Source organism: Pseudomonas sp. D47 (assembly GCF_045447305.1).
Classification (GTDB): Bacteria; Pseudomonadota; Gammaproteobacteria; order Pseudomonadales; family Pseudomonadaceae; genus Aquipseudomonas.
Map to the genome: position 1 here is coordinate 17,155 of NZ_JBJGXU010000026.1, position 20,268 is coordinate 37,422.

The following is a 20,268-nucleotide window of genomic DNA, read 5'->3' on the forward strand; positions in this document are numbered from 1 at the left end:
GACATCGGTAGAAGAAAAGCAGCTTTCCGAAGCTGCTTCTCAAACTTAGGTCATGTTGGGCGTTCGTCAAAAACGCTTGAGTAACAGCGTGTTAAATCAAGGTTCCAAGCGACGCTGCTGGTGGATCCAGTCGACGATTTCGCCGTCAGGGGAGTAACCGCTGACGGTGTCGCGCAGGATCTGGCGAACGCGGGTGTAATCGTCCTGATCCACGGCAGACAGCAGTTCGGTCAGCTTGGCCTTGAGGATGTCCCATGACAGATGATCTTCATTGGCGCTCATGATCATCGGGTGCTGGGTGGCAACTACGTTGTCGCCGATCAGTAACTCTTCGTAAAGCTTTTCGCCGGGACGTAGACCAGTGAACTCAATAGCAATGTCACCCTGAAGGTTCTTGTCGGAGCGAACGCTCAGGCCGGACAAGTGAATCATTCTTTCTGCCAGCTCTACGATTTTCACCGGCTCGCCCATATCCAGCACGAACACATCGCCCCCCAAGCCCATGGAACCGGCCTGAATGACCAACTGCGCCGCTTCGGGAATGGTCATGAAGTAGCGGGTGATTTTGGGATGCGTGACGGTGATCGGGCCACCTGACTTGATTTGCTTGTGAAACAGCGGGATCACCGAGCCGGAAGATCCCAGTACATTGCCGAATCGAACCATGGTGAAACGGGTTTTATTGACCCTCGAAACATTGGTCTTGTCGCCGAACAACACCGGCGCCAGCTCACGGCTGAGGGCTTGAAGCGTCAGTTCGGCAAGGCGTTTGGTGCTGCCCATGACGTTCGTTGGGCGCACAGCCTTATCCGTCGAGATGAGTACAAAGTTGGACACACCGGCCTGCAGCGCGGCCTGGGCGGTATTCAACGTCCCCATTACGTTGTTCAGCACGCCTTCGGCGATGTTGTGCTCAACAATGGGCACGTGTTTATAGGCTGCCGCGTGATAAACGGTGTCTACGCGCCAGGTCTTCATGACGTCCAGGAGTTTATGCGGGTTACGCACCGACCCCAGGATAGGTAGCAAGCGTACGGAAAGCGACTCACGGGTAATGCGCTGCTCCAGCTCGGACATGATGCTGTAGAGGTTGAACTCACTGTGCTCCAGCAATAACAACGTCGTTGGATTCAGCGTCAGAATCTGCCGGCACAGTTCAGCACCGATGGAGCCACCCGCCCCCGTTACGAGGACGCTTTGCCGCCTGATGCAATGCTCCAGCAGCTCCTCTTGCGCGGGAACGGCATCGCGCCCCAGCAAGTCCGCGATATCGACTTCCTGGATGTCATCGACCTTCACACGCCCACTGGCAAGATCCATAAAGCCGGGTACGCTGCGCACATGTAATGGGAAACCTTCGAGAAACCCTAGAATCTCTCGCCGCCGCCCTCTGTTGGAGGACGGTATGGCCAATAAAATCTCTTGCGCGCCGGTTGCCTCGATCATTCGCTGGATATGCCTGGGTTTATAAACCTGCAGGCCCGAAATGACGCGATCAGAGATACCGTCATCGTCATCGATAAACGCTACCGGCCGCATGACGCGGCCCATTCGCAATGCCGCTACCAGCTGATTACCAGCAGCACCCGCGCCGTAAATCGCAACGCGTGGCAGGCCGTCTTCCCGGCTGGTGAAGGGCACGTGCTGCGCCGCCGTGAACCAATCCCCCAGGAAATACTGACGCATGGCCAAGCGCAGGCCACCCACCAATATCAAGCTCAGCCACCAATAATTGAAAATGATCGAGCGAGGTACGACAGTCTGGTGATTACTGTAGAGGTAAACGACTACGCCAAGTATCAGGGATGAAAGGCTGACCGCTTTGATTATCACGATCAAGGCATCGTTACCGAAGTAACGCATGACAGCACGGTACATTCCAAAACGAATGAACAGCGGGATGGCCACGACCGGAGCGCTCAAAAACAACCATCGGTGCTGTGTCACAGGGTTGATCAAATCGTCCACCCCTAAGCGAACGACGAACGCCATCCACAGAGCAATCCAGACCAGAAAAACGTCTGTGATGACCTGCAAGACACGCTTCCTTCGCCGAGGAAGGCCTAACAGATATGACCGAATACTACCCATAAACCCTTCAAACACCTTTGCTGCTCCTATTCCTGCCGCCACACTGCAAACTTGACTTAAACACCTCGTACGGGCTGCGTGACGCCAAAGCCCGCTTACCGGAAATGCCTCATCATGTTTCCAGTTTGCCCGCCTTGTACTTCACCGCCAGAATAATCAGCGGGATATAAGCAATAACCAGCCCAAGCAAGCCATTGAGACCTAATACACCTACACCAATGGCGATGGGCGTCAACCAAAACAGGTTAATCGCCAACACTGAAAGCGTCACCGGCAAATGCCCACCCACTTGGCGAGATGCAAACTGATAGGCATGACTACGATGAGCTTCGTAGACTTTGTCGCCGCGTATCAGCCGACGGCTCAACGTGAAGGTCGCATCAACAATAAAAACGCCCAAGAGAATCAACCACACCCACAGGAGATTCGTGTCTTGCCATGCCGCAGCCAGGGAAAGCCCTCCAAGAATAAGGCCCAGGAAACCGCTACCGGCATCCCCCATGAAGATTCTCGCTAGCGGAAAATTCCAATAGAGGAAGCCAAGCACTGCCATGCTCAACAATAGCGGTACCCAGATGAGGATCGGATAGCCGGCAAGCCAATAAACCAGGCAGGCCCCAAGGCATGCGCACATCGCCTCGATACTGGCCAAACCATCGATACCATCCATGAAATTATAAAGGTTGAGCATCCACACCAAATAGAACACAGCGAGGACGTGGCCTACCCAACCTAGATCAATAACTATTCCCGGCAAACTGATCGCTGGCAGGCCACCTAACCAGAACAATACCCACGCTGCAGCACTGAAATGCCCCAACAAACGCCAGCGAGCGGCGATGTGGCCATGATCGTCGAGAAACCCAAGCAGCGCGACCGCGCCCCCTGCCACCATAAGCGCCCAAAACACAGCGTGTGGCAACTCACCACCGACGAACAAAATCGGCAGTGCCACCAGAAAGCTCACGACAATAGCCACGCCACCGCCTCTGGGCGTCGGGACCGAGTGGGAGCTACGCGCGTTAGGTATGTCTATCAAACTCCGGGCCAACGCATAGCGTCGCAAAAGCCATGTCAATACAAGTGAAAGGCCTGCGATCACGGGCGCAAGCCACAGTACGTGGTTCATCAACGGCTCCAATTGCGGCTCTTATTAAAACGAACCAACTACTTCAATTTTCCCTGAAAACGTTCAGCGGTCTGGCGTAAAGCAACGGCTAGCGTGGTGGAAGGTGTCCATCCCAGGAGGTCACGCGTTTTTTGGATATCAACCTGTAAAGAGCCGCATAGACGCTGGCCCATACCTTTACGGCCGATCATCCGCGCGCACCAGCGCAATAACACCGCGGGCACAGGCACCAGCCGCGCCGGCTTGTCTAACGCCACGCCAATACGCGTCAACAGCTCAGTGGTTGATATGTCTTCACCATCGCTCACCAGGAATGTCTGGTTGGCAGCGGCGGGATGGTGCAGGCACGTCACAATCAGATCAACCAGATTATCCAGCGCAACCAGGCTACGCTGACTGTTAATAGCCCCCAGTGGCAGGGGTATGCCCCTATTCAGCCAGACCATCATGCTGTGAAAGTTTGCCTTTACGCCCGGCCCATACACGAGGGTTGGACGGATGATAACGACCTCCATGCCGGTCCTTTGTGCCAACAACCGAAGCGCCTGCTCAGCCTCCATCTTGGAGATGCCGTATGGGGTTGTAGGAGCAGGCAGGTCATCGGCCTTATAGGGTTCCCCCTTTCGCGTGCCCTCTCCATTGACCTTGATCGAGCTGATGAAAATGAAGCGTTTGACGCCCGCACGTGCGGCTTGCTCTGCCAGCCTCAACGTGCCTTCAACATTGACCTTGCGGTACTCCAAAAGTGGATCGCTTGAAGCATCCGACATAACGTGAACGCGCGCAGCACAATGAACCAGCACATCCACTCCTTCTAAAGGAAGGTTCTCTGCGCCAAGGTAGTCCTCGCCTACGCGTACCCGAGTCGCTGCGGGCGGTAGCTCCACACCGTCACGACGAACAAGTGCAAGCACCTGACAATCTTCTGCCGATGCCAGACGCTTTACGAGCGCGGCGCCAACAAAGCCGCTTGCCCCGGTAACGAAGAATGTTTTCTTATGACTCAACCCGCATTCTCCAGCCACCTATACATATCAAAATGTAACTCCATCTTCTTTCCAAACAAATGTGCACACCACGAGTTCTCGCGATGAAAGGAGCAACCAACAAAACTAGTGTGAGGCGGCCTATTACAGACCCACGTCGCCATTCTCCACACGCACCGACTGGTCCGAGACCGTTAGCTCAAGCCCAAAGGTTCGCACTCAGCGCACGTTTGTAGCGACGCCATGCCCTTCACGCCTAAGCCAGAAAATCGTGAGGGCGCCTAGGGTACCACTTGAAGCCCGAAACGCCGCAGAATCAGAGCACGCCTATACACTCATCAGAACCTTGTATAACCATTCAACCCATGCCGAGCGCTAAATACGCCAAGTTGACCACCACCTGAAACGCAGGTAGGGAGTAATAGCAGTTTTGGGCGAAGCCAACTCATCGGCAGAGAACAGAAATTCTGTACGACGAATCTGAATTGCACATCATAAGGCTTGATCTTCAGGAGCAGGACGACGCGCTGGATAGAGCCTCTGAAGCCTGCGAGAGATCAGCCATCGCCCATCGCTGCCGACGGCCTTTTTACATGTGAATTCAAGAGTCTGCGTGGGCCGTAGATCTGTTTAATGCGTCGAGGTCATGCTAGGCTTCCCGCCTGCCAAACCTTCTGTAGCGCCCGTATAACATGGGTCACTGCCATGCTCCAGCGGGTTGAGCGGTTTCAAAAGCGTTGATAGGCAATGTATCCCATGAGGGCGACAGTTTTGGTGGACGAGTCAGGTATACCTATTTCTGAAAATTGCCAGCTCGCCCCTGCCACATCGCCAATATCTATTTTTATAATGAATCAATCGTTTCATTACTTGCCGTGACTAAGGGTTATGTCTTCAAAAAGCACTTCGCGAACACAATCGAAACCCTCATTCGATTTCATTGAGTTTCCGAATGCATCAAGCCTGCTTGGCTGGGGTGTTGGGGGTTACGGCGAATGAGTGTTTTGTTTAAAAACATATCCGCCAACTTTCTGGGGCAAGGCTGGATCGCCTTTATGGGCATCTGCTTTGTTCCTCTGTACCTTAAATTTATTGGCGTAGAAGGTTACGGGCTAGTTGGTTTCTTTATCATTCTTTCCTCAGCAATGACGATGTTTGACGGCGGCTTTGGAGCCGTCGCAACCCGAGAGGCCTCCAAGTATGAAACCGCATCAGCAGCCGAAAGGCTAAAGGTCATTCTTACGCTTAAAAGCGTGGAGTGTATCTTCTGGGGAGTGGCGATCACTGTCGGCACAGGCGTCATACTGCTGGCCCCGATGATTGCCGAATACTGGCTTACGGTCAGCCTGGATAAAATCCAATCGATCACTCAATCACTCAGAATAATGGGGATTGCGCTGCTATTGCAGTTCCCTATCGCACTGTACTACGGCAGCCTCATCGGCCTTCAACGGCACGTTACGCTAAACTCTATCAGTTCTTTTTTTGCAACCACGCGCGCGGCGGGTGCAGCCTTAGTATTATGGATCGTTTCCCCTACGGTAGAAGCGTTTCTGATCTGGCAGGCCATCAATAGCCTGGCCACCGTCTTGGTATTGCGCATGAAGCTGGTCAACGGTCTGCCGGAGTGGAAAGAGGCAGGACTATTTTCCCTCGATATTATACAGCGCCTGGGCGGTTTTGCAGCCGGAGTAGGTATAACCAACATTCTTGCGTTTTTATTAATGCAAGTAGATAAAATCATTCTCTCGAAAATATTACCCTTAAAAGACTTTGGATGTTACATGCTCGCTTGGACTGTCGGCTCAGTGGCATTCAGGCTGATTTCTCCAATATTTAACGTTTACTACCCCAAACTGGTCTCACTCGTCGCGGCTCAAAATACCGCCGACACATTTCACACGTTCACCAGGGCCAGCCAGGTACTGTCATTGCTGGTCATTCCATTCTCTCTATGGGTGGCGATGTACAGCCACCCCTTGATGCTTTTCTGGACCCGGGACGAAACCGTCGCCACGCAGGCTAACGCTCCACTGATGGTCCTCGCCATTGGGACAATGCTCTATTCGTTCATGCAGATGCCTTATGCGCTGCAGTTGGCACATGGCTGGACGCGCTTTAGCGTATGGCAGAATGCGACGGCAGTAGTCTTTATGGTCCCACTGACGTACTACCTAGCCACTCACTACGGACTGAACGGAAGCGCATGGCCCTGGCTGATTCTGAACGTTGGCTACGTCGCGATATGTTCACCCATCATTTTTCGCAAACTAAAAGTCAGGCCAGCCAGCACATGGTATGCCGAGGCCATACTTATACCCGCTGCGATCGCATTTTCTTCGCTGCTGGCAATGAAGATGTTGTTCGATACGTTAGCCTTTAACAACCTGCTGACGATGGCGTTTTCTCTCGGAGTGACTTATGTACTCGTTGGGCTTCGCATCTTTACTTTCCGCTTTACCGGTCGAAAAATTGAGTGGAGAAACACGTTATAGTCACTGTGAAACAAGACCCCCACTTAACCGTACACAGCTGCCCTGACGTAGACAGGGCGCACCTCGACTTTCTTGGTCTATCAAGATCTTATTTTTCACAGGGCGAAAAATAAAAATGCGCGTTGCTTTTGATCACCAGATATTCTGCCTGCAAAACTACGGCGGTATCTCTCGCTATTTTTCTCGGATTGCCGAGCAGATGGCCGTCACCGGCAACGAGGTGGGCATTTTCTCGCCGCTGCACCGCAACTTCTATCTGCAGGATCTGCCCGAAGGTATCGTTCACGGCCGCAAAGCCGAACAATACCCACCTCGCACGACAAGACTGGCGTTGATCTACAACCATCTACTGGGTCACAACGCAATGCGTGCCTGGCGGCCTCAGGTGGCTCATGAAACCTACTTTTCACGCTTCAGCGCCGTTCCCAAAGGCTGCCCGGTCGTATTGACGGTCTACGATATGATCCATGAGTTGTATCCCGAAAACTTCTCGGCTCGGGACCAGACAACGCAGTTAAAGCGACGTGCCGTTGAGCGAGCTGACCACGTGATCTGTATTTCGCAGAGTACGCGACAGGACCTCATGCGACTGTTTGCGGTGCCCGAAAGCAAACTGTCCGTTGTCCATTTGGGGTTCGAACAATTTAAGCGCGCCTCGCAGGAAGTTGCCGGCCCATCCACCAAGCCGTATCTGCTGTATGTCGGAAGTCGTCACGGCTACAAGAACTTCTTAGGGTTACTTGACGCGGTAGCGAGCTCACATCGGTTAAAAGCCGACTTTGATATAGTCGCCTTCGGCGGCGGCGCTTTTTCGGCAAGCGAACTGGAGCACGCTAAACAGCTCGGCTTTTCTGCCGGCCAATTACGCCAAGTCGGTGGCGATGACGCAGTCCTGGGCCAACTTTATGAAGGTGCCAAAGCCTTCGTCTATCCCTCTCTTTATGAAGGTTTTGGCCTTCCTCCCTTGGAAGCCATGGCGCACGACTGCCCCGTCATCAGCAGTGGCACAAGCTCAATGCCCGAGGTTATTGGCGATGCCGGCGTCTTGTTCGACCCGCTCAATGGCGACGAAATGGCCGGAGCGATAGAAAGAGTGGTTTACTCTGACAATGAAATCGCGAGGCTGGTTGAGCTCGGCCATGAGCGATTGAAGCATTTCTCATGGCAGCGCTGCACCCAGGAAACCTTGGCGATCTACCAGTCCTTACAAAGGTAATGTTTTGGAATATTCAGAAAAAACAGCCCTGATTTGTGGCGTGAGTGGTCAGGATGGCGCTTACCTGGCGAAGCTCCTGCTCGATAAGGGCTACACCGTCTGGGGGACTTCCAGAGATGCGCAAGGTTCTTCATTCGCCAACCTGAAGCGGCTGGGCATTGCCTCGAAGTTAACGCTCCTGTCGATGGTGCCGGAAGACTTTCGCAGCGTGTTTATGGCGCTAAAGCGCAGCCAGCCTGACGAAGTATACTTTTTGGCTGGCCAATCATCTGTCGGGCTGTCTTTCGAACAACCCGCCGAAACAATTCAAAGCATCACCCTTGGGACGCTGAACATGCTCGAGGCCTGCCGGATGACGGAGCGGCCAATTCGTTTTTATCAGGCAGGGTCCAGCGAATGTTTTGGCGACACTAATGGCGAGCCGGCGTCGGAGAATACGACGTTCCATCCTCGCAGCCCTTATGCGGTAGCTAAATCCTCCGCTTTCTGGCTGGTCGATAATTATCGCGAGGCTTATAATCTTTTCGCTTGCACCGGTATTTTATTCAATCACGAATCCGAATTACGCCCGACCAGGTTTGTTACACAAAAAATTGTAACTACAGCCAAACGCATTGCTACGGGTTCCGACGAGCGATTAACGCTTGGGCGACTGGATATAGCACGTGACTGGGGAGCCGCCTCAGAGTACGTCGATGCCATGTGGCGAATGCTGCAGTGTGATGAGCCAAGTGATTTCGTGATCGCTACCGGCCAGACCCATACACTGGAAGCCTTCGTAGCAGAAACTTTTACTCAATTGGGCCTCGAGTGGACAGATTACGTGGACCAATCGAGAGAGTTCTTTCGACCCACAGATCTGTTGATCAGTCGTGCGGACCCGGCCAAGGCCGAACGCGTTCTGGGATGGAAAGCCCAGTCGACAATGCCCGAAGTCATTAGCAGCATGCTTAATTCGATTTAACTAAATATTCAAAGAATTCTAGGACGTAGACATGACCCTGAAAAAAGCGCTGATTACCGGGATCACCGGCCAGGACGGCTCCTATCTGGCTGAGTTGCTGTTGGAAAAAGGCTACGAAGTCCACGGTATCAAGCGACGTGCATCGTCCTTCAACACCCAACGTGTCGATCACATCTACCAGGATCCGCATGTTGATAATCAGCGCTTCATCCTGCATTACGGCGACCTGTCCGACTCATCGAACCTGACCCGCATCATTCAGGAAGTTCAGCCTGACGAAGTCTACAACCTGGGCGCACAGTCCCACGTCGCCGTGAGCTTCGAGTCGCCTGAGTACACCGCGGATGTGGATGCCATGGGCACCCTGCGTATTCTTGAGGCTATCCGCCTGCTCGGACTCGAGAAGAAAACCCGTTTCTACCAGGCTTCCACCTCTGAGCTCTACGGCCTGGTGCAGGAAACGCCTCAAAAGGAAACCACGCCTTTTTACCCGCGTTCGCCGTATGCGGTGGCCAAGCTTTACGCCTACTGGATCGTGGTCAATTACCGCGAAGCCTATGGCATGCATGCCTGCAACGGCATTCTCTTCAACCATGAATCACCGCGCCGTGGCGAGACGTTCGTGACCCGCAAGATCACACGCGGCCTGGCAAACATTGCCCAGGGCCTTGAGCAGTGCCTATACATGGGCAATATGGATGCCTTGCGCGACTGGGGCCACGCCAAGGACTACGTCCGCATGCAGTGGATGATGCTGCAACAGGACGTCCCTGAAGACTTCGTGATTGCAACCGGTGTGCAGTACTCCGTGCGTGACTTCATTCGCTGGTCTGCTGCCGAACTCGGCTTGACCTTGCGCTTTGAAGGCACCGGCGTGGACGAACGCGGCATTATTGAATCCATCACCGGCGACAAGGCTCCAGCACTCAAGGTGGGCGACACCCTGGTGCGTGTCGACCCACGCTACTTCCGCCCGGCAGAAGTTGAAACCTTGCTGGGTGATCCAACCAAGGCAAAAACCAAGCTGGGTTGGGTGCCGGAAATCACCGCCCAGGAAATGTGCGCCGAGATGGTTCGCGAAGACCTGAAGGTTGCCCAGCGCCATGCGTTGCTGAAGAACCATGGTTACGATTTGCCGGTGTCGCTGGAGAACTAGGATGTCACGCCAATTGAGCGAGTGTGTTTTTGTTGCCGGCCATAAGGGGATGGTCGGCTCGGCCATTGTGCGACGCCTGCAAGCCTTGGGTTACACCAATATTGTGACCCGCGACAGGGCTCAATTGAATCTGCTGGATCAGCATTCGGTCGCGACGTTCTTTGCCGAAAACAAGATTGAGCAGGTCTACATGGCGGCGGCCAAGGTAGGTGGCATTCATGCCAATAACACTTACCCGGCAGAGTTCATCTACGAAAACCTGATGATGCAGGCGAACCTCGTCCACGCTGCGCACCAAAACAATGTGCAGAAAATGCTGTTCCTGGGATCGTCGTGCATTTACCCGATCAAGGTCCAGCAACCGATGGCCGAGGAGGCTTTGCTCACGGGTGTGCTTGAGCCGACCAATGAGCCGTACGCGATTGCGAAGATTGCCGGGATCAAGCTGTGCGAAAGCTACAACCGTCAGTATGGGCGTGATTACCGTAGCGCAATGCCGACCAACCTGTATGGTCCGAATGACAATTTCCACCCGGAAAATTCCCATGTCATTCCGGCCCTTCTGCGCCGTTTCCACGATGCAGTCGAGCAGGGTGTAGAGGAAGTGGTTATCTGGGGCAGTGGCGCCCCCATGCGCGAGTTCCTGCATGTCGATGATATGGCCAGTGCGTCAGTGCATATCATGGAGTTGGATCAGGAGCAGTATGGCGCCCATACCCAACCCATGCTCTCTCACATCAATGTCGGCACCGGTAAAGATTGCACCATCCGGGAATTGGCTCAAACCATTGCCAAGGTCACAGGGTTCAAAGGCCGCCTGGGCTTTGATGCGAGCAAGCCGGACGGCCCGCCCCGAAAACTGATGGACGTATCGCGCCTGGAACAACTGGGATGGCACGCCACTATCAGCCTGGAAGATGGGCTGCGTGATGCTTACGCCTGGTTTTCCGAGAATGCCTTGCACGCGCGCTCGCGCTAGCTGCAAGGCGCTTGGCGATGGCCCCACTGGGGCCATCGCCAAGCGCCCTCCCCTCCATCAGATAGTCATCACGATTTTCTTTTCTGCAGGAAGCAACCTCATCCCGCCGGGGCATTCCCGGTTGAGGCTTAGTCGGTACTTATGATCAGACACCTAATCAACATTATTCTTTCGCTCCTTCCACCCTCTCGACTGTTTGCCGCCCGAGCCGCTTTATTGCGCTTTGCGGGCGTCGAATTGCAGTCGAATGTGAAATTTTGCGGACGTGGATGGATCTACGGTCGGGGTCGCCTGATCATCGCCGAAGGGACCTGGCTCAGTCCAGGGGCGGTCTTTCATACCCATCAGGAGGCTGATATTCAAATCGGCTCCCGATGCGACTTTGGGCCGGGCGTTGAATTTGTCACAGGCAGTCATGAAATCGGCACGGGAGAACGCCGTGCAGGCCAAGGTACGGCACGCACTATCGTGGTGGGCGACGGCTGCTGGGTGGGAGCCAAAAGCATCATCTTGGGGGGCGTCACCATCGGCGACGGCGCCATTATTGCAGCAGGTGCCGTGGTGACGCGTGATGTGCCTGCTCATACGCTGGTTGCCGGCGTGCCAGCTGTCGTGAAGAGACAGCTGACATGAAGCGGCCTTTAGTCTTTGTGGTATGCAACGCACTGGATGACAAAACTCGCCTTGAACGAGGCATTGTCAGTGATAGCCCGGCAGCCTCGCGCAAAGTGCTTATGCTTTGCCAGGCACTGCGCGAAGCAGGCGCACGCCCCTGCATCCTGAGTTTGGGCCGAGGCCGCGCCAACGGTTCTTTTACTTATTTCCCGCGAATTGTGAGGCGAGTAGCTGGCGTGCCGGTGGTTTACGCGCCGTTTTCACACGTTCGGTTTTTCTCCCAGTTTCTTTCGCTGTTCTTTCTGATCGGAGCGCTGCTTCGGCTCTCGTCCAACCAGAAAAAAGCAGTGATTTTCTACAACCGCATGAGCGCCTACCTGCCTCTTCTGCTGACAGCGTCGGCGACAGGCTACAAACGTTTTCTCGACCTTGAGGATGGAGAAGTAGCGGGCCAAAACAGTGGCCGTCTGAAAGCACTGCTGGGCCGCTCGATCACCTGGCTATATGACCGTTTGTGTCCGGACGGCGCATTGCTGGCGTGCAGCGCGTTAGAGGATATGACCCGCATTCGCCCTGTACATTGTTATTACGGGTCGACCTCCACAAAGGCATTCGACGTAAAGTCGAGTAGCAGCCCCCTGTCGATTCTGATGGCCGGAACACTCAATACGGACACAGGTGCAGACCTGCTGATTGAAACGATCCGTCTGCTACGACAAGAACCCGGCGACTGGGTGCACAAACTGCAATTCGAAGTAACCGGCAAAGGCGAAGCGCTCGACGCCCTCCAGGCTCTGGCCATTGAAAATGCCCCCCCCAACGTTACAGTGCATGGCCGCACAACTGATGCGCAGTACGCAGAAGTACTTAATCGATGCCGTGTGGGGCTGGCACTCAAACCTGTAGGCGGGCCGTTGGCTGACACGACGTTCCCCTCCAAGGTCATTGAGTTTGCCGAGGCAGGCCTGCTGGTTCTGAGTACGGACATCAGCGATGTACGCAAGGTATTAGGTTCCGGCGCTCTGTACCTGACGCGCAATGACCCAAAAGAACTGGCGGAGCTGCTCCGCAACATCGTCGAGCAGCCCGAAGCCATGCAGGCCCGTACTCTCCAGGGCCAGCAAGCCGTTATTGCTCGATGCGCACCGCAACTGGCCGGTGAAGCGGTATTCGGTTTTATTTTTGGTGGGCGACCATGACAAAACAACCCATGCTCGTTACCTGGCAACCCGTACTGACAGATCATCAGGCGTTCACTTACGAGGCACTCGCTCAACAGGCCGGCGTACCGGTGCTAGCCTACGTATTGACGATGGAGGATGCGACCCGCCGCGCTCAAGGCTGGCAAGAGACCCAGGTCGAATCGATCGAACGCCGCCTGATACCGTCGCATGGCGGGCTTGCCTACTGCCTCCAAAAAATGCGCGAGCACCGGCACGACGTACACGTGTTCGGCAGTGCATTCCAAAACACCAGAATGCTGTACTGCCTGTTGCTGGCACTGGTATTTCGTGTCGAGTTTTATATTGTCTCAGAGCCCTATTCCCCGATCGCCCAAGGCTACTTCAGCGATGGACGAATGACGCTGCAAAAACTCAAGGCGATGCTGCGGCCGTGCCTTTACAAGACCTACATGACCTTGCTGAAGCGACGCATGTCCGGGGTGTTTTCGATCTCTTCGAAAGCAGTCTCGCAATATTCAGATTCGGGCGTTGCTAAAAACAAATTGTTCCCATTCGGCTACTTTATTCCCTCTCTTGAAAGCGCCCCACCAAGCACCTCGCAAACGCGCGAAGACGGCCAACCGTTGAGAGTGGTTTTTGTTGGGGCACTGATTACACGCAAAGGCCTGGACCTGCTGATAGAGGCCGTCACGCGCTCAAAAGCAGCTGTCACGCTAGATGTCTACGGGCCTGGAGATCCTTCATCATTTGTCTTTGATAACGATAGAACCCGTTACCAGGGCACCATTGCATTCGGCAGTACGCAAAAAATCGTCTCCACCTACGATGTGCTTGTTTTGCCGAGTCGCTATGACGGATGGGGAGTTGTGGTGAATGAGGCCCTGTGCGCGGGTGTTCCGGTGATTTGCAGCGATAAGGTAGGCGCTCGTGTGCTGGTTGAGAAATTTGCTGCGGGTGCGGTCTACGATGCCGAGAGCCCGGACGCACTTGAATCGATCATCACTGCATTAGCTTCCGAGCCCGAACGCCTGCTCGCGATGCGCGCCGCCACGCGACATGCCGCCGAAGCCATCCAGCCAAACGTCGCGGCCAGTTACATGCTGGCGGTGCTTCGCGCAAAACCTGGGGACAAAGCCACCATCGCTTCCCCTTGGTATCCGGAATAATCATCCCATGAGCCAAGATTCTGTTCGCCTGCACCTGACCAACATCGCAGGCCTGGGCGCAGTGCAATTGCTCAAGTCATTGCTACCGGCCTTGGAGCGCAACAAGCGCGTGCGTATTGTTGAAGCCTATTTGCCCGACAGGGGAGATCTTGCGTCCTACCAAAGTGCGGACGGCTCGATAAAAGTAACGAGTTATCGGCGCTACCTTCCCAACGCCCTTTCGCGCCTGGTGGAATGCCTCTATCTCGGCCGGCGTTTCAGTGGGGAGCCCCCCCTGCTGGTGATGGGCGACCTGCCCATTCGCTGCGCAGCTCGGCAAACGGTGTTCGTACAGAACTCTCACCTTTTGCGGCCGGAAAGATTCTCCTGGAGCGTTGGCGGTCTCAAGCTGGCGCTGCTCAGGTGGGTGTTTCGCTCAAACCTGCGGTACGCACAAGCGTTTATTGTGCAAACAACGTTGATGCGTGACGCTTTGATTGAGTCATACCCCTCGCTGCGCTCACGGGTGCATGTCGTGCCTCAACCGGTACCTGTATGGCTGCTGAACTCCGATCTTCGCCGCACAGGGCGTGTGGGAGCTGCCGCCGGACCTTTACATATGATTTATCCGGCTGCGGGGTATCCCCACAAAAATCACAAGCTGCTCGCCGCCGTCAATAATATCAATATGACACAATGGCCCGTAGCGAAGCTCGATCTCACCCTCGAGGAAAAAAACAATCCTGCTCCCAGCCTTACAGGGTTACGTTGCGTGGGCATGCTGTCTGCGCAGAAGATGCTGCAGGCCTATAGCCAAGTGGATGCGCTACTGTTTCTCTCAACCGATGAGAGCTATGGGTTTCCACTGGTGGAAGCGATGTTTGCAGGACTGCCGATCATCTGCCCGGACCTGCCTTACGCGCGAGTTTTGTGTGGTGACGGGGCGATATACTTTCGCGCAGATAACGCAGACTCGCTGAAAAATGCCGTAAACGAACTGCACGGAAGGCTCTCAGCCGGCTATTGGCCAGACTGGAGTGAGCAGTTGACAACGATCCCCAGGGACTGGGAGACCGTCGCGAAGACCATGCTGGACATCGCCGCTCAGCCTACCGCGGGCGCGACCAACGAATTGAATGCAAGGGAAGATTAAATGTTGATTCCGGTAATTATGGCCGGCGGCTCTGGCTCTCGCCTCTGGCCGCTTTCGCGTCAGCTCAACCCAAAGCAGTTCCTCTGCCTGGCTGACAGCGAGCTGTCCATGTTGCAGGCTACGATCAAGCGTCTGGACGGCCTTGATGTCGCCGTACCACGCTTGATTTGCAATGAAGAACATCGATTTCTGGCAGCCGAGCAACTTCGGCGCCTGGGACTGGAAGACGCCAATATCCTTCTGGAACCAGTGGGCCGAAATACCGCGCCGGCCGTGGCCCTGGCAGCTTTGCAGGCGTGCGCTGATGAGCAGGATCCCTTACTGCTGGTGCTGGCAGCCGATCATCTGATCCAAGACGCCGAAGCATTCCAAGACTGCATCCGGCAAGCGTTACCCCTGGCTCATGCCGGGAAGCTGGTCACGTTTGGAATTGTGGCGACTCAACCGGAGACCGGTTACGGTTATATCGAAAAAGGTGAGAGTGTCGACGCCGGTGGTTTTCGCGTGGCACGCTTTGTAGAAAAGCCGAATGAGGAAACCGCTCGCACTTACCTGTCCAGCGGGAACTACCTCTGGAACAGCGGCATGTTCATGTTTCGAGCCAGTCGTTACTTGGAAGAGCTGGAAAAATTTCGTCCAGACATCCTCGCCGCTTGCCGCAGTGCTATCGCCCTAGGCACGCAGGATATGCACTTTACCCGTGTCGGCAAAGAGGCTTTTGCAAACTGCCCGGCCGAGTCGATCGACTACGCCGTGATGGAGCAAACCGCTGATGCAGTAGTAGTACCGCTGGATGCGGGCTGGAGCGATATCGGCTCGTGGGCGGCACTGTGGGAGGTCGGTAGCAAGGATGCGCAAGGCAACGTTTGTCACGGCGACGTACTGATCGAGCAGACAAATAATACGTTCGTACACTCGCATAGTCGCTTGGTCAGCACTGTAGGCGTCAACGACCTGGTGATAGTTGAAACCAAAGACGCCGTTCTGGTGGCCCATAAAAGCCAAGTGCAGAACGTGAAGAAAATCGTTGATCGACTCAAAAGTGAAGGCCGTTGTGAGTCACTGGATCATCGCGAAGTCTATCGTCCGTGGGGTATGTATGACTCGATTGATAACGGCAGTCGGTATCAGGTCAAACGCATCACCGTTAATCCTGGCGCACGACTCTCGTTGCAAATGCACCACCACCGAGCCGAGCACTGGATCGTTGTGAGTGGCACTGCGAAAGTCACCAACGGTGACAAAACCTACCTGGTGACTGAAAACCAATCCACGTACATTCCCATTGGCCAAGTCCACACTCTGGAGAATCCTGGCGTTATTCCACTGGAACTGATTGAAGTGCAATCCGGCTCCTATCTCGGCGAAGACGATATCGTACGCTTTGAAGACCTGTACGGTCGCACATAAGAGGTTGTCTTGAAGGTATCAATTATTACGGTCTGCTATAACAGCGCCGGTACGATTCGAGACACGATAGAGTCCGTTTTTTTACAAGACTACAACAACATAGAATACATTCTGGTGGACGGGGGCTCTAAAGATGGCACTCAGGCGATTATCGAGTCTTATGGTGATCGCATCAGCCGCTTTGTCAGCGAGCCGGACAAAGGGCTCTATGACGCGATGAATAAGGGTGTAGCCCTGGCCACAGGTGATGTCATTGGGATTCTGAACTCCGATGACTTTTATGAAAGCGCCACCAGCGTTTCTGCTGTGGTGGAAGCCTTCGAGCGCCGCCCGGAAAGTGATGCAGTGTTCGGCGACGTTGTGTTTGTGGACGATCCCGACCTGCAAACAGTGACTCGCTTTTACCGCGGCAATCGGTTCGCCCCCTGGAAAATGCGTTTTGGATGGATGCCGCCTCATCCGGCGACATACATTCGCAAGTCGGCTTACCATAAAGTCGGCTCATACTCTTTGAAGTACAAGATTTCCGCGGACTTTGAGTTCTTTGTCAGGCTTTTCATGGTGCACCGCCTCAAGTACTCGTACCTCGATAAGGTATTGGTACGCATGCGATCGGGAGGCGCGAGCACGGCAGGATTTAAGAGCAGCCTGAGACTGAACATGGAGATTGTGGACGCTTGCCGCACAAACGGCATCTGCACCAACCTACCCATGCTTTTACTCAAGTTACCGTTCAAACTTTATGAGTTGCGTAAGCGCCCTAAAGATAACGCCTGATCATCGGGCTGGCCTGTCAGCAGCGCGCGCCGTGTGTGCGCCTGCTGGCTAGTCGACAGCAGTCTACCGCTAAGGGCGGGGCTGAGAGGGACTCAACCTAACTAGACAGACTGCTTACGGCGCACCTTACACCCTACCAGCACCCCAAGAACCGGACCTATCAACATCCCGGCAATCAATGCCAGCGTAACAAACACCGCTACCGGCCATTGCCCTGTAGTCCACCCCAGGAAGGACAATGCCACTCCCTGCTGGTTTTCAAGCACAAACGCCAACACCGCCAAAACAGCGAGAAGAGCGACTAACACCAGCAAAACGCGCTTGATCCCACGCATAACTTACTCCTACCCCAAAACCACTCAGACGCCTTCTTCCTCGTCTTCGTTCACTCGATCCCGCAACTCCTTGCCCGGCTTGAAGTGCGGCACAAACTTGCCGTCGAGGCTGACGGACTGCCCGGTTTTCGGGTTACGGCCCACACGCGGTGCGCGGTAGTGCAAGGAAAAGCTACCAAAGCCCCGGATCTCGATTCGATCCCCAGTGGCCAAGCATTGGGACATTTGCTCAAGCATGGTCTTGATAGCCAGCTCTACATCCTTGGATGAAAGCAGCCCTTGATGGGTGACAATTCGTTCGATCAACTCCGACTTCGTCATATTTTTCCCTTCTTTTTCAAGCAGCTAGGAAAAGCGCTTCAGAGGTTTTAGCATGACTTGGTGAATTTGAACAGCCCACACCCTAACTTATCTGCAGGTTCGTTTTACGCCCATAAAAAGTGCCAGCGCCCTCATTTGCAGATCACCAGCATCGTGCGGGTCACCGCGCCAGCCGGGTTCCAGCCAAACAGATAGTCACCCTCTTCATCCTTGGCGTCGCTGGACCGAGCTACAACCTTGTAGCCCTGCATCTTGCACTCGCGGGCAGCACGCTTCTCACACTTCTCCCAATTGGAGCCAAGCCCTGAACAGTCAATCTCGATGCCGCTGACGCCGTGCCTGGCGTGAGTCTTGGCACTGGTGGAGCAGCCTGCAAGCAGCATCATTGAGAAAACGACAATAAACCTGTTCATTCAAATCCTTATTGAAGCAACAACACGAAATAGCGCGTATGAAAACTATAGTCAGTTCTGACACCCCGCTGTAAGACTTGGTTCGAGGTTGTTGATTCAACAAATTTCAGGCACAAAAAAGGGCGACCGAAGTCGCCCTTTTTCTATGGTCTGACAGAACTTAGTTCTGTTTTTCCATCTGTGCACGCAGCAGGTCGCCCAGAGTGGTAGGACCAGCAGAAGGCTCAGACGAAGCTGGCTTATCGCGCAGGCTTTGAATGGCTTCTTTCTCTTCGATCTCGTCTTTCGACTTGATGGAGAGCTGGATTACGCGGCTCTTGCGGTCAACGCTGATGATCTTGGCTTCTACTTCCTGGCCTTCTTTCAGAACGTTACGCGCGTCTTCAACGCGGTCACGGCTGATTTCGGAGGCTTTCAGAGTCGCTTCGATATCGTCGGCCAGAGTGATGATGGCGCCTTTGGCGTCAACTTCTTTCACGATGCCTTTAACGATTGCGCCTTTGTCGTTCTCTTGAACGTACTCGGAGAACGGATCGCTTTCCAGTTGCTTGATACCCAGGGAGATGCGCTCGCGCTCTGGGTCAACCGACAGGATAACGGTGTCCAGCTCGTCGCCCTTCTTGAAACGACGAACAGCTTCTTCGCCAACTTCGTTCCAGGAGATGTCGGACAGGTGAACCAAGCCGTCGATGCCGCCGTCCAGACCAATGAAGATACCGAAATCGGTGATCGACTTGATGGTGCCGGAGATTTTATCGCCCTTGTTGAACTGGCCAGAGAAATCTTCCCATGGGTTAGATTTGCACTGCTTGATGCCCAGGGAGATGCGACGACGCTCTTCGTCGATGTCCAGAACCATAACTTCCACTTCGTCGCCGACTTGTACGACTTTCGAAGGGTGGATGTTTTTGTTGGTCCAGTCCATTTCGGAAACGTGTACCAGGCCTTCCACGCCTTCTTCCAGCTCTGCGAAGCAGCCGTAGTCGGTCAGGTTGGTAACACGCGCGGTTACGCGAGTGCTTTCTGGGTAACGAGCTTTGATAGCAACCCATGGATCTTCGCCCAGCTGCTTCAAGCCCAGGGAAACGCGGTTACGCTCACGATCGTACTTCAGAACCTTGACATCGATCTCGTCGCCAACGTTGACGATTTCGGAAGGATGCTTGATACGCTTCCAAGCCATGTCGGTAATGTGCAGCAGGCCATCGACGCCACCCAGATCGACGAATGCGCCGTAATCGGTGAGGTTCTTGACGATACCTTTGACTTGTTGGCCTTCCTGCAGGGATTCCAGCAGAGCTTCACGCTCGGCGGAGTTCTCTGCTTCCAGCACGCTGCGACGGGAAACGACAACGTTGTTGCGCTTCTGGTCCAGCTTGATGACCTTGAATTCGAGTTCTTTGCCTTCCAAGTGCGTGGTGTCGCGCACTGGACGAACGTCGACCAAAGAACCTGGCAGGAACGCACGGATGCCGTTAACGTCGACAGTGAAGCCGCCTTTAACCTTACCGTTGATAACGCCCTTGACCACTTCTTCAGCTGCGAAGGCTGCTTCGAGAACAATCCAGCATTCAGCGCGCTTGGCTTTTTCACGGGACAGCTTGGTTTCACCGAAACCGTCTTCAACCGAGTCCAGAGCAACGTGAACTTCGTCACCGACATTGATAGTCAGGTCGCCAGCATCGTTGTAGAACTGTTCCAGCGGGATCAGAGCTTCAGACTTCAGACCAGCGTGAACGGTTACCCAGCGAGCTTGGTAATCGATATCAACGATAACACCGGTGATGATGGAGCCAGCCTGAAGGTTCAGGGTTTTTAGGCTTTCTTCAAAGAGTTCCGCAAAGCTTTCGCTCATTTTAATTCCTGTTGATAAGGGCGAAGAATACGCCCATCTCCACA

The 20,268-nt window shown here is 54.3% G+C and carries 18 protein-coding genes; 11 read left to right on the top strand and 7 right to left on the bottom strand.

Going from position 1 to position 20,268, the window contains the following annotated elements:
• Positions 1-96: 96 nt before the first annotated feature.
• From ACI77I_RS17870 to ACI77I_RS17880, 3 genes are all read right to left on the bottom strand, one after another.
• Positions 97-2,091, bottom strand: coding sequence for a nucleoside-diphosphate sugar epimerase/dehydratase (locus ACI77I_RS17870; RefSeq protein ID WP_242156026.1), 1,995 nt, complete (start codon positions 2,089-2,091; stop codon positions 97-99).
• Positions 2,092-2,203: 112 nt separating this feature from the next.
• Complete coding sequence (locus ACI77I_RS17875; protein ID WP_242155102.1) at positions 2,204-3,220, bottom strand: glycosyltransferase family 4 protein; 1,017 nt, start codon at positions 3,218-3,220, stop codon at positions 2,204-2,206.
• A 38-nt stretch (positions 3,221-3,258) separates the two neighbouring features.
• Positions 3,259-4,227 carry a UDP-glucose 4-epimerase family protein gene (locus tag ACI77I_RS17880; protein ID WP_406998081.1) on the bottom strand — a complete coding sequence of 323 codons (969 nt, stop codon included), beginning with the start codon at positions 4,225-4,227 and terminating at the stop codon, positions 3,259-3,261.
• A gap of 974 nt (positions 4,228-5,201) precedes the next feature.
• Between ACI77I_RS17880 and ACI77I_RS17885 the strand changes: the two genes are divergently transcribed.
• The 11 genes from ACI77I_RS17885 (at position 5,202) to ACI77I_RS17935 (ending at position 17,300) form a co-directional block, all read left to right on the top strand.
• Positions 5,202-6,701, top strand: coding sequence for an oligosaccharide flippase family protein (locus ACI77I_RS17885; protein WP_406998082.1), 1,500 nt, complete (start codon positions 5,202-5,204; stop codon positions 6,699-6,701).
• A gap of 115 nt (positions 6,702-6,816) precedes the next feature.
• Complete coding sequence (locus tag ACI77I_RS17890) at positions 6,817-7,917, top strand: glycosyltransferase family 4 protein (RefSeq protein ID WP_406998083.1); 1,101 nt, start codon at positions 6,817-6,819, stop codon at positions 7,915-7,917.
• Positions 7,918-7,921: 4 nt separating this feature from the next.
• Positions 7,922-8,881, top strand: a complete 960-nt coding sequence (locus tag ACI77I_RS17895; RefSeq protein WP_242155095.1) for a GDP-mannose 4,6-dehydratase — start codon at positions 7,922-7,924, stop codon at positions 8,879-8,881.
• Between the two features lie 31 nt (positions 8,882-8,912).
• Positions 8,913-10,037, top strand: coding sequence for a GDP-mannose 4,6-dehydratase (gene gmd / locus ACI77I_RS17900; protein ID WP_242155093.1), 1,125 nt, complete (start codon positions 8,913-8,915; stop codon positions 10,035-10,037).
• A gap of 1 nt (position 10,038) precedes the next feature.
• Positions 10,039-11,016, top strand: coding sequence for a GDP-L-fucose synthase (locus tag ACI77I_RS17905; protein ID WP_242155091.1), 978 nt, complete (start codon positions 10,039-10,041; stop codon positions 11,014-11,016).
• A 141-nt stretch (positions 11,017-11,157) separates the two neighbouring features.
• Positions 11,158-11,649, top strand: coding sequence for a DapH/DapD/GlmU-related protein (locus ACI77I_RS17910; RefSeq protein WP_242155082.1), 492 nt, complete (start codon positions 11,158-11,160; stop codon positions 11,647-11,649).
• Entirely contained in the window at positions 11,646-12,830 is a 1,185-nt protein-coding gene (locus ACI77I_RS17915) for a glycosyltransferase (RefSeq protein ID WP_406998084.1), read from the top strand. The genes ACI77I_RS17910 and ACI77I_RS17915 overlap by 4 nt, the downstream gene beginning before the upstream one ends.
• On the top strand, positions 12,827-13,981 hold the full coding sequence (locus ACI77I_RS17920; RefSeq protein ID WP_406998085.1) for a glycosyltransferase family 4 protein: 1,155 nt from the start codon (positions 12,827-12,829) through the stop codon (positions 13,979-13,981). The genes ACI77I_RS17915 and ACI77I_RS17920 overlap by 4 nt, the downstream gene beginning before the upstream one ends.
• A 7-nt stretch (positions 13,982-13,988) precedes the next feature.
• Complete coding sequence (locus ACI77I_RS17925) at positions 13,989-15,113, top strand: glycosyltransferase (RefSeq protein ID WP_242155076.1); 1,125 nt, start codon at positions 13,989-13,991, stop codon at positions 15,111-15,113.
• Positions 15,114-16,523 (top strand): mannose-1-phosphate guanylyltransferase/mannose-6-phosphate isomerase, encoded by a 1,410-nt coding sequence (locus tag ACI77I_RS17930; RefSeq protein ID WP_242155073.1) that lies wholly within the window; start codon positions 15,114-15,116, stop codon positions 16,521-16,523. It begins immediately after the preceding gene.
• A 9-nt stretch (positions 16,524-16,532) separates the two neighbouring features.
• Complete coding sequence (locus ACI77I_RS17935) at positions 16,533-17,300, top strand: glycosyltransferase family 2 protein (protein WP_406998086.1); 768 nt, start codon at positions 16,533-16,535, stop codon at positions 17,298-17,300.
• Positions 17,301-17,401: 101 nt separating this feature from the next.
• On the opposite strand, the gene ACI77I_RS17940 is transcribed toward ACI77I_RS17935, so the two are convergent.
• The 4 genes from ACI77I_RS17940 to rpsA form a co-directional block, all read right to left on the bottom strand.
• Positions 17,402-17,635 (bottom strand): LapA family protein, encoded by a 234-nt coding sequence (locus ACI77I_RS17940; protein ID WP_242155070.1) that lies wholly within the window; start codon positions 17,633-17,635, stop codon positions 17,402-17,404.
• A gap of 24 nt (positions 17,636-17,659) precedes the next feature.
• Positions 17,660-17,956 carry an integration host factor subunit beta gene (gene ihfB / locus ACI77I_RS17945; RefSeq protein WP_003218804.1) on the bottom strand — a complete coding sequence of 99 codons (297 nt, stop codon included), beginning with the start codon at positions 17,954-17,956 and terminating at the stop codon, positions 17,660-17,662.
• A 131-nt stretch (positions 17,957-18,087) separates the two neighbouring features.
• Complete coding sequence (locus ACI77I_RS17950; RefSeq protein ID WP_094952932.1) at positions 18,088-18,369, bottom strand: hypothetical protein; 282 nt, start codon at positions 18,367-18,369, stop codon at positions 18,088-18,090.
• A 160-nt stretch (positions 18,370-18,529) separates the two neighbouring features.
• The gene (gene rpsA, locus ACI77I_RS17955) at positions 18,530-20,224 is read right to left on the bottom strand and encodes a 30S ribosomal protein S1 (protein ID WP_094952931.1); all 1,695 of its coding nucleotides are present in this window, start codon (positions 20,222-20,224) and stop codon (positions 18,530-18,532) included.
• Positions 20,225-20,268 lie beyond the last annotated feature (44 nt).